Origin of the sequence: uncultured Dialister sp. (assembly GCF_937959425.1) — a bacterium.
GTDB lineage: Bacteria > Bacillota > Negativicutes > Veillonellales > Dialisteraceae > Dialister.
On record NZ_CALGPS010000079.1, the window covers coordinates 1 to 13029 of the forward strand.

At 52.2% G+C, this 13029-nt stretch carries 8 protein-coding genes; 1 reads left to right on the forward strand and 7 read right to left on the reverse strand.

Going from position 1 to position 13029, the window contains the following annotated elements; translation table 11 throughout:
- Positions 1-158: 158 nt before the first annotated feature.
- From msbA to Q0482_RS03135, 6 genes are all read right to left on the reverse strand, one after another.
- Positions 159-1943, reverse strand: a complete 1785-nt coding sequence (msbA, locus tag Q0482_RS03110) for a lipid A export permease/ATP-binding protein MsbA (RefSeq protein ID WP_299143258.1) — start codon at positions 1941-1943, stop codon at positions 159-161.
- The gene (gene lpxB / locus Q0482_RS03115; protein WP_299143261.1) at positions 1933-3072 is read right to left on the reverse strand and encodes a lipid-A-disaccharide synthase; all 1140 of its coding nucleotides are present in this window, start codon (positions 3070-3072) and stop codon (positions 1933-1935) included. The genes msbA and lpxB overlap by 11 nt, the downstream gene beginning before the upstream one ends.
- The gene (gene lpxI, locus Q0482_RS03120) at positions 3069-3893 is read right to left on the reverse strand and encodes a UDP-2,3-diacylglucosamine diphosphatase LpxI (RefSeq protein WP_291056392.1); all 825 of its coding nucleotides are present in this window, start codon (positions 3891-3893) and stop codon (positions 3069-3071) included. The genes lpxB and lpxI overlap by 4 nt, the downstream gene beginning before the upstream one ends.
- Positions 3894-4640: 747 nt before the next feature.
- The gene (gene sstT / locus Q0482_RS03125) at positions 4641-5900 is read right to left on the reverse strand and encodes a serine/threonine transporter SstT (RefSeq protein ID WP_299143265.1); all 1260 of its coding nucleotides are present in this window, start codon (positions 5898-5900) and stop codon (positions 4641-4643) included.
- A gap of 303 nt (positions 5901-6203) precedes the next feature.
- Positions 6204-9632 carry a pyruvate carboxylase gene (locus Q0482_RS03130; RefSeq protein WP_299143275.1) on the reverse strand — a complete coding sequence of 1143 codons (3429 nt, stop codon included), beginning with the start codon at positions 9630-9632 and terminating at the stop codon, positions 6204-6206.
- A gap of 622 nt (positions 9633-10254) precedes the next feature.
- Positions 10255-11208, reverse strand: a complete 954-nt coding sequence (locus Q0482_RS03135; RefSeq protein WP_299143267.1) for an L-lactate dehydrogenase — start codon at positions 11206-11208, stop codon at positions 10255-10257.
- 330 nt (positions 11209-11538) lie between these two features.
- Here Q0482_RS03135 and rd point away from each other — a divergent pair, with 330 nt between their 5' ends.
- Positions 11539-11703: a rubredoxin gene (gene rd, locus Q0482_RS03140; protein ID WP_299143269.1), complete on the forward strand. Its 165-nt coding sequence runs from the start codon at positions 11539-11541 to the stop codon at positions 11701-11703.
- A 47-nt stretch (positions 11704-11750) separates the two neighbouring features.
- Here the strand turns inward: rd and Q0482_RS03145 are convergent, their stop codons facing one another.
- A complete protein-coding gene (locus Q0482_RS03145; RefSeq protein WP_299143271.1) occupies positions 11751-12398 on the reverse strand; it encodes a hypothetical protein in 648 nt (215 codons plus the stop codon).
- Positions 12399-13029: the final 631 nt, after the last annotated feature.

Consider the following 13029-nt stretch of genomic DNA (forward strand, 5'->3'; position numbering starts at 1 on the left):
CCACCAGCTACTAGCCACCAGCCACCAGCCAACAGCCAACAGCTACCAGCTACCAGCTACCAGCTACCAGCTACCAGCTACCAGCCACTAGCCACTAGTACACTAGCTCACCAGCCCACTAGTACACTAGCACACCAGCACACCAGCTCACCAGCCCACTACCCTTCCTCCTTCTCATCCTCCACAGCGTCTTCTGCTTCTGTCACTTTGGCGCTCATGGTATAGAGGTCGTAGTAAAGGCCGCCTTTGGCCATGAGTTCATCATGGGTGCCCCGTTCTGCAATGACGCCGTCGTTTAATACAAGAATCTGGTCTGCATTCTTAATGGTGGACAGACGGTGGGCAATGACGAAGGCCGTACGGCCAACCATCAATTTATCCAGTGCATCCTGCACCACTTTTTCACTTTCCGTATCCAGCGCAGAGGTAGCCTCATCAAGGATAAGGATTTTCGGGTTCTTCAGGATAGCCCGGGCAATGGCGATGCGCTGGCGCTGGCCGCCGGAAAGGATAAGCCCCCGGTCCCCTACCCGGGTATCAATGCCGTCGGGCAGTTCTTTGATAAATTTCTCTGCATTGGCAGAGCGGATAGCCGCCCAGACTTCTTCGTCCGTAGCATCCAGACGCCCGTAGAGTACATTGTCCTTAATGGATGTATTAAAGAGGAGGGTATCCTGGGGCACCAGGCCGATCTGGTCTCGAAGGGAGCCCAGGTCCGCCCTGCGGATATCCATGCCGTCGATGTCGATTTCACCGCCGGTGATTTCATAGAACCTTGGAAGCAGGTTGGCAATGGTGGATTTTCCTGCGCCGGAAGGGCCTACGATGGCAATGGTTTCACCGGGATTGGCCCTGAAATTGAGGTCCTTCAGCACCGGATGGCCTTCTTCATAGGCAAACTGCACGTGCTTGGCTTCCACCAGGCCTTCCTTCACCACCAGAGGCTTTTCGTCCTCCCGGTTCTGGTCCTCTTCCTTTTCGTCAAGGATGGCAAAGACCCGGTCCGCCGCTGCCAGAGACTTCTGGATATTGCCGTAGCTGTCGGCAATACGCTTGATGGGGTTCGCCAGATTGATGGCGTAAATCAGGAAGGCGATGAGTTCGCCGGCAGTCATAATGCCGTCGATAACGGACACGCCGCCGTACCAGATAATGACCGTAATAGCCAGGGCTGCCAGAAATTCCACCACCGGCGTGAGCTGGCTCTGCTGGCGGATGGACTTCACCGTAGCTTTGAAATTATTCTGGTTCACCTTTTTAAACCGCTTCGTTTCATAATCGCAGCGGTTGAAGCTGCGGATGATACGGACGCCGGAAATGGTTTCCTGCAGCATGGCCGTCACGTCCGCCAGCCTTTCCTGTACATTTCTTCCGGAGGAATGGAGCTTCCTGCCGAAGAATTTAATAGTTACGGAAACCAGGGGCACAATGATGAGACAGAGGATGGTGAGCTTCCACTGGAGATAAATCATGGCGGCAAAGGAACCGATGAAAATAGCCCCTTCCTGCACCAGCATGATGAAATCAGTGGTCATGGCTGTCTGCAGGGCGCCGATATCGTTGGTAAGATTACTCATGATTTCCCCGGTGCGCCTTTTGTCGAAGTAAGCAATGGGGAGCTTCTGCAGATGCTCATAAAGCTGGTTTCTTAAATCGCGGATAACCGACTGGCCGATGTACCCCATGAGGTAACGGTGAGCAAAGGTGGTGGAACCGCGGATAAAGAACACCACAATAATGGACAGGATGATGAGATAAAGCATGGTGAGATCCTTATCTTCCAGTACCTTATCGATGACATCCTTGATAATCCAGGGAACATACAGATTGGACGCCGACACCGCCACCATACAGATGATGGAAATAATCAGCAGCTTGATATAGGGCTTCAGAAATTTCAAAAGCCTTTTATAACTGTTTAATTTGCTTCGTTTATTTGCCATGAACCGCTCCTGCAGTCTTTATAATCAGCTCAGCCACCCGATGGACAGCTCCGCCGGAACCAAGTGCCTTCCGCACTTCCCGTATTTCTTCTATATTTTTCTGTCTTGCCTTTTCATCCTGCAGCCAGGGAAGCAGGATGGATACGATATTTTCCGCCCGGGCCCGGTCCTGCAGCAGCTCCGGCGTCACTTCCCTGCCAAGAAGCAGGTTGGGAAGGCCTGCATACTTCACATGCACCAGGAGATTGGCCAGAAACCAGGTCACCGGAGCCAGTTTGTAAACAAGAACCGTAGGAAGCTCCATGAGTGCCGTTTCCAGGGTAGCCGTCCCGGACGAAGCCACGCAGGCCGTACAGATCTGCATGAGGTCATACTGATGGCCTTCGGTGATTTCGATGGAAAGGGAAGTCTTCCCGATGATGGACAAAAGCATTTCTTTTGAAATGGTGGATGCCCGGGGAATGAAAAACTGGCATTCTTCCTTTTCCGCCAGCTTTTCCGCTGCCTGCATCATGACAGGAAGCAGCCCTGCCACCTCGTTCTTCCGGCTGCCCGGCATGAGCAGTACTCTTTTTTTAGAAGGATCTCCATGGAAATAGGCCATGGCATCCTCAAAGGACATGGACGGCTTCACCGTATCCGCCAGGGGATGTCCCACAAAGGTGACACGGGCCCCGGCCTTGCGGTAAGCCTCTGCTTCAAAGGGAAAAATGGACGCCACCTGCTCCACATCCCGCACGATGTTCTTCGCCCTGCCCTTGTTCCAGGCCCAGATGGTGGGGGCAATGTAGTAAATCACCGGAATGCCCAGTTCCTTTGCCACATGGGCCAGCTTCATGTTGAAGCCCGGATAATCTACGCATACCAGTACATCCGGCTTTTCTTCCATCATAGCTTTCTTAAGGAAAGCGCGGAGGCGAAAGAAAAAGGGAATATGCTTGATCACTTCCACCACGCCGATGATACCCAGATTTTCTATATCATATATAATACGGACGCCGCTTTTTCTCATATCCGCGCCGCCCATGCCGAACAGGTCCGCATCCGGCATGATTCGTTTCAGTTCCGCCGCCACAGCGGCTGCATGCATATCACCGGATGCTTCCCCGGCAGACATCATTATTTTCATATCTTATCCTGTTCTACCGCAAGAATGACGATTCCCTTCCTGTCCGCCTCCTGAAGCACTGCCGCCTTTTCAGCAAAAAGGGTATGCCATGCTTCAATAGCCAGCACGGCGCAGCCCGATTCCTCCATGGAATGAAGGGTTTCCAGTCCCACCGCCGGCATATCGAAACGGGTATCCTGGGACGGCTTTGCGGTCTTCACAACCACCGCGCCGCCCCGGGCGAGACTTCCGCCCCGGCGGATGCAGGCATCCGTGCCTTCGATGGCTTCCACAGCCATAACGGCCTGGTTCTTCACCACCACCGTCTGCCCCAAATCCATGGCGCCGATGGCCTTGGCCGCCTTAAAGCCGAAAGCCACGTCCGCCATCTGCTCCTCTGTAGGCTTCTTTCTGGTAAATACCTGGGGCCCCGGCATAAGGGGCTTCAGATACTTCGTCTGGTCCAACACGGAAATACCGTCCTTCGCCAGCTCATCCACAATGGCCAGAGTCACCGTGTCATCTTTGAAATCTGTCTTTCTTAAACGGTTCAATACCTTGATAGCCCGAAGGTCCGGAAAGGGATGGTTCTTGAAAAGCCACTCCTTCGTCACCTTGCCGATCATGGTGACTTCCTTTACCCCCTCGCCTGTCAGGGTCTTAATCACTTTATTCAGCTTGAATGCGCTGATTTCATAATAGGCATCTGCCATATCCTTTAGCCGGGGATCAATGCCGGGAATCACCGCAATGCATACTACCCGGTAGCCCTGGGACTTCACCGCTTCCGTAAACTCCACGGGAAGGGTACCGATACCTGCCAAGAGACCGATTGTTTCCATAAAAACCTCCTGCGTCAACTCTTTTTATTTTATCATTTCTGAAGAAACCGCGCACTATGGGAGGTAAAAAAATAAAAAGGAAAGGGCAGAAGGAAATATAGAATCCTGTCTATTTTATGACATCCGGCCATGAATAGCAAGACAGGGAAATCATGGGGTGAGTGTCTCTTAGCAAAACAGGGGCTGAGAATTTCCTGACCCCTCAGGAACTATGAAAATAGAGAGAACCGAAAGGGCCCGGAAGGGACGACCGCTCCCTGCCTGTCATGTGCACAAACCTTACCAGGGGACAGGCGCGGGGGGGAGCAGAAATGAACTTCCTCATATGAATCGGAACTCTCCCGGTACCGAAAACATAAAAACTCCTGAAATCAGACCTGGCGGTGACGCGCAGCCGGGTCTGATGCAGGAGTTTTTTGCGTGGGAAAAATGATGACGATTCAAATAATAAAAAGGAAAAGTTCTTGAGTGTGCCCGTCTTGGGCCGCAGGGCGGCCAAGGTGCAGAGGGTGCAGACAGGAATATTGCCGGGGTCTTAGCCCTCAAGGGGAAATCAGTATAAAGCCTGCATTACGGGGTCCCTTCCCGCCTCACTCGTCATCCGAACGCAGTGAAAAATCTCGGTACATGCAGCTGCCGGACGGCGGGAAGGGTGACTCACTGTTCCCTGCCGCTTCGCCATTTCAATAGAAATAAAAAAAATCCGTGAAGAAACGGCTGCATTTCTTCACGGGTTTTTTTAATTGATTAATGTTCGTCCTTCGGAACCATATCTTCAGCCTTCAGGGTGCCCTTCTTTCTGCGTTCTGCAAATTCTGCAGTAGCGGTGAAGAGGACGTCGCTGGAGCTGTTCAGAGCGGTTTCGCAGGCATCTTCCAGTACGGAGATGATGAAGCCTACACCGACTACCTGCATGGAAATATCATTGCCGATGCCGAAGGATGCGCAGGCTACCGGAATGAGGAGCAGGGAGCCGCCGGCTACGCCGGATGCGCCGCAGGCACCAACGGTGGAAACGATGCAGAGCAGGAGAGCGGTTGCCATATCTACCTGGATGCCCAGGGTATGGGCTGCAGCCAGAGCCAGCACGGAAATGGTGATGGATGCGCCGGCCATGTTGATAGTAGCGCCCAGAGGAATGGAAATGGTGAATGTATCGGGGTCAAGACCCAGTCTCTTGCAGAGGGACAGGTTCACTGGGATATTGGCAGCGGAGCTTCTGGTGAAGAATGCATATACGCCGCTTTCACGGATGGTGGTCCACACCAGGGGATAGGGATTCTTACGCAGCTTGGCAAATACGATGAGCGGATTCATCACCAGGGCTACCAGGAAGTAGGAGCCGATGAGGACACCAAGGAGCTGTACATAGCCAAGGAGAGCTCCCAGGCCAGCGGTACCAACGGAGTCGGCTACCAGGCCCATAATGCCAAGGGGTGCGAAGTGGATGACCCAGGTAACCACCTTGGTAATGCCGGCTGCAATATCATTGAGGCAGGATTTGGTGGTATCACCGGCGCAGGTCTTCAGTGCAATCCCCAGAATGATTGCCCAGCCCAGGATACCGATGTAGTTGGCATTCATAAGGGCTGCCACCGGGTTATCTACGATGCTCAGGATCAGGTTATGAAGAACCTGTACGATACCGCTTGGCGGAGCCAGCTTCGTATCCGGTGCCACCTGCAGAGACAGGAAGGTAGGGAACAGGAAGGACATGGTGACGCCCACTACAGAAGCAAAGAAGGTGCCGATGACATAGAGTTCGATAATCGGCTTCATGCTTCCGCCGGAGCCTTCCTTTCTCTGGGCCATGGCATTCATGACCAGGAAGAACACCAGGATAGGCGCTACGCCCTTCAGTGCTTTAACGAAAAGGTCACCGAAAATCTTGACCACCGGAATGGCCGGCGGGAAAAATACGGCAATGCAGATACCGATGACAAGGCCCACGGCAATCTGCTTGATGAGGGACACCCTGCTGAGGATGTTCTTAATCGTTCTAAACAAAATAAACTCCTCCTCCAATGAAATAAAAATCCCATTTACTCCCATTCGGAAAGCACCGGCTGATTCCCACCAGATTTCACTCCTAATTGAAACCTGATAAAACCTCTGCTTCCCATACTCCCAGTTTATTCCCCATGTATTTTATCTAGTATACCCTGCCGCCACTTGACTGGCAAGCCCGGATGACCATCTATGATTAAATGATACATCATTTAGCCTGTGCTATGCGGCACTGGTATTTCAATAGGGAAAAAGTAAAGCCCTGTACTCCTTACAAGCCAGGGCTTTTACTGATGAAATCGATTATTCAATCACCATGAGCAGGTCGCCCGATTCGATGCGCTGCCCTGCCTTCACGTGGATTTCGGAAACGATGCCGTCCACCGGAGCGGTAATGGTTGTTTCCATCTTCATGGCTTCGGTGACGATGACCGGATCCCCCTTCTTTACGGAAGAGCCCTTGTCCACCAGAAGCTTCACCACGGAACCGGACAGAGTAGCACCTACTTCGCCCACCACATCCTTGTCTGCCTTTCTGGCAGTCACTGCAGTCTCAGCCACATGTTTGTCATGGATCTTGATTTCACGGGGCATGCCGTTCAGCTCGAACTGGATTTCCCTGTTGCCTTCGCCGTCAGGTTTGGTAATGTTGTCCAGTTTCACCAGAAGCATTTTGCCTTCATCGATGTCCACACGGATTTCTTCGCCCGGCTTCATGCCGAAGAAATAGGTAGGCGTATCCAGGATGGAAAGGTCGCCGTACCTGTGGTAGCGGTCCATATAGTCGCTGAATACCTTCGGATAGATGCAGTAGGAGGACACATCTTCTTCCCTGGTGGGGATGTGCTTTTCCTTCATTTCCATCTTCACCTTTTCAAAGTCCACATCCTCCGGCTGGCTTTCCAGATGAGGCTTCTGTCCGCGAAGAATGATTTTCTGCAGTTTTTCCGGGAAACCGCCGTAGGGAATGCCCAGCTTGCCGTCAAAGAAATCGACCACGGACTGCGGGAAGTCCAGTGTTTCACCCTTTTCATAAATATCTTCCTCTGTAAGATGGTTCTGTACCATGAAGAGGGTCATATCCCCCACTACCTTGGAGGACGGGGTCACTTTGATAATATCGCCGAACATCATATTCACTTTGGCATACATGCGGCATACTTCCGGCCACTGCTCCCCAAGGCCCACGGCTGTAGCCTGCTGGCGGAGGTTGGAATACTGTCCTCCCGGCATTTCATGCTGGAAGAGGGTGGTGTTCGGGCTGGCCATGCGGGAATCTACGCCGGCATAGTAGGGACGTACGCCCTGCCAGTAGCGGTCGATGGTTTCCAGGGCATCGATGTCCAGCTTCGGCTGGCGGGGATGGTTCTGGAGCGCATAGTACATGGCGGTCATGGAAGGCTGGCTGGTGCCGTTGGAAAGGGCGCCGGTAGCCACGTCCAGGATATCTACCCCTGCATCCACTGCCTTGGCGTAGGAGTAAAGGGTGCAGCCGCCGCCTTCATGGCTGTGGAGGTGGATAGGAAGATCCACCGCATCCTTCAGGGCGGAAATCAGGGCATAGGCCGCTTCCGGCTTCAGAAGGCCGGCCATATCCTTAATGGCAATGATATTGGCTCCCGCCTTCTTCATTTCCTTAGCCAGGTCGGTGTAGTACTTCAGGGAGTACTTCTGGCGCCTGGGGTCCATAATATCGCCGGTGTAGCAGAAGCAGGCTTCGGCAATCTTGTTCTTCTTCCGTACCTCATCAATGGACACGGTCATGTGGTTCAGCTGGTTCAGGCAGTCGAAGATTCTGAATACATCGATGCCGTTGTCTGCAGCCTGGTCGATGAAATGACGAACCACGTTCTCCGGATAATTGGTATAGCCGACGGTGTTGGCGCCGCGGGTAAGCATCTGGAAAAGAATGTTGGGCGCTGCCTTCCTCATCTGGCGCAGGCGGTCCCAGGGGCTTTCATCCAGGAAACGGTATGCCACGTCGAAGGTAGCGCCGCCCCAGTTTTCAAAGGAGAAAAGCTGCGGCACATGGACAGCGGTGTAGTGGATGGCCTTCATAATATCATGGGTTCTTACGCGGGTAGCCAGCAGGGACTGGTGGGCATCACGGTAGGTGGTATCCATGAACATGACTTCCTTGCGGTCAAGCACCCACTGGGCAAATTTATCAGGGCCCAGTTCATCCAGGAGCTGCCTTGTGCCCTTCGGTGCCTCTTCCTTGGACGCATCCAGAACGGGAAGAGGAGCAAAGTCCGGCTTTTCCTTGTGGCCGGCGCCGGCATAGCCGTTCACCGTAATGTCGCCGATGTAGGACAGAAGTTTGGTGCCCCGGTCGGAAATGAGATCCGGTTCCTGCAGGAGCCAGGGGTTGCGGTCGATGTAGTTTACATCACACTTGCCTTCCTGGAAATCCCGGGTACGGAGCATGTTCTGCAGGAAGTAAATATTGGTCTTCACGCCGGAAATACGGAATTCATCCAGGCAGCGAAGCATTTTATGGATGGTATCCTTCGGATGGAGGGCATGGGCCGTCACCTTAACCAGCAGGGAGTCATAGTAAGGAGTAATGACTGCCCCTGCATAGGCGGTGCCTGCATCCAGACGGATGCCCGGGCCGCCGCCGGAACGGTAGGCAATGATTTTGCCGGTATCCGGCATGAAATTGTTCTGCGGATCTTCGGTGGTAATGCGGCACTGGATGGCCACGCCCTTGTACCAGATATCCTTCTGCTGTCCGATGGCGATTTCCGGGCTGTCCACGGAGTAGCCTTCGGCAATAAGGATCTGGGTCTTAACGATATCCACATCGGTAATCATTTCCGTTACCGTATGTTCAACCTGTACACGGGGATTGACTTCGATGAAATAGAAGTGCTTTTCATCCTGGTCTACCAGGAATTCCACGGTGCCTGCATTGAGGTAGTGTACATGCTTCATGAGCTTGACAGCCGCATTGCAGATCTTCTGGCGGAGTTCCACCGGCAGAGACCAGGCAGGAGCCATTTCGATAACCTTCTGGTGACGGCGCTGAATGGAGCAGTCACGTTCGAAGAGATGAATCACATTGCCCTGCTCATCGCCAATAATCTGTACTTCAATGTGCTTCGGGTTCATGATGCATTTTTCTACATATACATCCTCGTCGCCGAAAGCCATCTTCGCTTCCGATTTAGCCCGGTTATAAGCCTCTTCCAGATCCTCCATGCGGTCCACATTGCGGATGCCGCGGCCGCCGCCGCCGTTCACTGCTTTGATCATAATGGGGAAGCCGTTCTTTTCAGCGAACTCCTTCACTTCCTCAAAACTCTTCACCGCCCCTTTGGACCCCGGAATCATGGGGATATCCGCTTTTTCAGCCTGGATACGGGAATTGACCTTATCGCCGAACATCATCAGATGTTCCACCCGCGGTCCGATAAAGATAATGCCTTCCTCTTCGCACCGCTTTGCCAGCTTTGCATTTTCAGCCAGGAAACCGTAGCCCGGATGGATGGCATCCACATCGTGCTCCTTGCAGATGCGGATAATGTCTTCAATATCCAGGTAAGCATCGATAGGCTTGTCCCCTTCCCCTACCAGGTACGCTTCATCAGCCCGGTTTCTATGCAGGGACAGAATATCTTCCTTGGAATAAATGGCCACAGTACGGATTCCCAGTTCGCTGCAGGCACGGAATACGCGGATGGCGATTTCGCCTCTGTTGGCAACCAGGACCTTACGAATATGTCTCATACAATCCTCTCCTTTAAAATCGATTTCCATGGAAATCGGAAAGCTGTCCTCCGGAAGACCTGTAATCATAAACAGGAACTTCCTTTTTGGTTATATGTAACATTGTACTAAGGGCATTTTCTAAAATCAATAGCCCACTATAAATTAGTATCGATTAACCTATTGATTCATGGAACATATAAGTCCATAGATTTAAGATAAATATGTATCAATGGGTTTATTCATATTTTTATCTATCATTTCGATGTTTAATAGTTTATAAATTATTATTCTGCGCCGTGAAATATCAAAAGCAGCCGTTTTTATTGCCATAATACTATATATGAAACGTTTAGCAGGGCTTTCTTTATCAATAGCAGAAGGAATAGACCGCAGCAGGCCTCCTTTTTGTTTTACTCATCAATGCCTTTTTCCATAAAAAATAGCCGTGAAGAAATAATCAGCACTTCTTCACAGCTATTTCGACTGCTCCGCATCCCCGCGATTTTCAAGGCCTGCCTGAAATGACGACAGGCTGCCTGCCGATGCAGCGGGGTGGCAGGCAGTTATGGATGACATAGGTATTCATTTCTATTGAAACCCGGAGCAGGGAAATTTCCTGCCGCAATAGGGAAGCGCTGATTCACCGGGGAAGGAACTGATTTCCCCTTTCAATATTCCGGTGGATGGTATCTACGCATTCCTTGAACCGTTTCATTTCCTCTGCTGTAAGCCGGTACTCCAGCACTTCCTCCACGCCGTGAATACCGATAACCGCCGGAACGCCGCAGAATACATCATGCTCGCCGTATTCACCGGAGAGTTCCACGGAACAGGGAAGAATCCGCTTCTCATCATGGAAAATAGTCCTGACCAGCGTAGCTGCTGCCGACGCAATGCCGTACTCCGTACACTGCTTGCCCTTATAGGTCACCCAGCCGCCTTTGATGGCCTTTTCCTGCACACTGTCCTTATCAAACACAAAGCGGGGATCCTTCTCCATCTGCGCCAAAGTCTGGCCGTAGAAATTCACCTGGGACCAGGGAACCATCTGGGCACTGCCATGTTCCCCCATCATAAAGGCAAAGAACCCCCGGGCATCGAGGCCCGTCTGGTCGGAAATCGCATGGATGAGGCGGGAAGAATCAAGAAGCGTTCCCGTCCCTACCACCCGGCCTCTGGGAAGGCCGGACAGCTTTGCAATGAGATGGGCAATCACATCACAGGGATTGGTAATGGTGACAAAAATCCCGTCAAACCCTGCTTCCATCACCTTCGGCACATAATCCGCCACCTGGCGCACACTGTTTGCCAGCTCATCATCCCGGTTTCCCGTAGCGCAGAGACTCACATCTCCCACTGCATTCACAATCACGTCGCAGTCCTTCAATCCTGCATAGTCAGTCACCCTGTACACCGTATGATTGGGCATATACATCACCGCATCATTCAGGTCCTGGCACTCGCTGATGGCCTTCTGCTCCTTCACATCGCAAAGAAGGATTTCATCAGCAATCCCCATCATTCCCAGACAGAATGCCGCATGGGCACCTACATGTCCAAGTCCTGCCACACCTACTATTCTTTTCTTAGCCATATGAAAACCTCCTTCAAGAAAGCACTGATGAAATCATTGGCTGCTTTTATTCCTGGACTTTTATGCAATGCAGGGAATCCCATGACGCGGCAGTGCATAAAAATCCTTACAAAAGCAGACTCTCTGAATGAATCAGTGATTACTTAATTTCTATCCAAAAGATAGATAGTATTGGAGAGAATATATCATAAGCCCTATTTAAAAGTCAAGAGGGAGCAAAGCCGCGTATCCGCCCACTCCCCTCCCTATAAAAGCTATGGTATAATACATACAGGTTTATGGCTCTGCCATATGTGTTTCCTGCCGGAGCGCAGGGGAACGGAGGATACTATGAAGAAGTACATTTGCAAAGTCTGCGGATGGATTTATGATGAAGCACAGGGTGATCCGGACAACGGCATTGAACCGGGCACCAAGTTTGAAGACCTTCCGGCTGACTACATCTGCCCCATGTGCGGTGCCGGAAAAGAAGAATTTGAAGAATACGAAGGCTGATTGCTGAAAGGAAAAGACCCCGCTGCTGCGAGGTCTTTTTTCGTGCTCTATTGATTTTCCGCCTGTCTTTCCTTTTCCTCTTCCTTTACCCGGTCTGCATAGCTGAAAACCTTCTCCTTGATTTTAAGCTCCATACTGCCCGGGCCGTAGGGTTTACCGTAGTTCATGCCGGTCACATCGGCATAGGCCTCCGACGGCTTTCTTCGGATAAGTTCTTTTCCCTTTTTATCGTAGTAAATCACGGGGCTGGCGATGAAGCAGTCCTTTTCTCCAAAATCCACCAGGAAAAGGGAGTAAGCCACATCGTCCCTGTCCACTTCGCCGTCGCTGCTCTTTTCCACCGCTTTGGCGCCGGCTTCAGTAAACTCGTTCTTCACAGTAGCTGTCACCCGGCGCTCCCCGTTTCTTACGGTATCCTTCATGGTATCCTGGTCGAAATAGATATTGCCGCCGGAGCTTCTTGCCACTCCCACCCACTGCATGTTCTGCAGCACGCCCATGGCGTTTTTGTACCGGTTCTTCTTTCCGGATGAAATTTTTGTGCTGGCGGGTACGGTCTTCGTTTTCTTCTCCCGGGAAATCCCGCTGGAAAGGATACGGCCCAGAATGGCAGAACCGTCAAAGGCCTCTGCCTCCGTGCCCAGGGGAAGGGCCAGGGAAGCCGCCAGAATCACTGCAATCCACTTTTTCTTCATCTATCTCACCTCTGCTGATACAATCTGTTTTCTTTTATTATACTCCATTCATTCCTATGGCGCCCCAGGTTCAAAGGGTTGTGCTCCTCTCTTTTATTGTCCCCCCGCTTGCGGGGTGGCAAGGGAACTGGATTCGTAGGGAGCCCTTGGGCGACTGAGAATCCAGTGACACGCTTCCCTATGGGTGAAGGTGGTGCGTTAGCACCAAAGGGGGCCGATAATGGAAGGTTGACGGGGCTTCGCCCCGAAGGTTATTAAGGTTCGTAAGTTTGACGGTCCTTTGGACCGAGGGTTGTGGTGGCGGCTGGTGCCGCAGGTAAAAAAAGGGGCGCGCCTGACGGCGCAGGTTGTGTAGAAGGGTTGTGTTTCAAGGGGCAGAGAAAGGGTTCTTAAGATTGACCGGCCTTTGGCCGGAGGGTTCTCAGGTTTGACGGCCCTGTGGGCCGAAGGTTATGGTGGCGGCTGCGCCGCAGATTTTATAGGCCGCCTCCGGCTGTGTGCCTTTGGCAATCCCCCCCTCGCCACTGCGTGGCCCTCTCCCCCCTGACAAGCAGGGGGGCGCAAGAGAGTATATTGGCGCTCGCCACCCACCCCTTAAATAGGGGTGGGCAAGGGATGTAGTGGCGCAGTT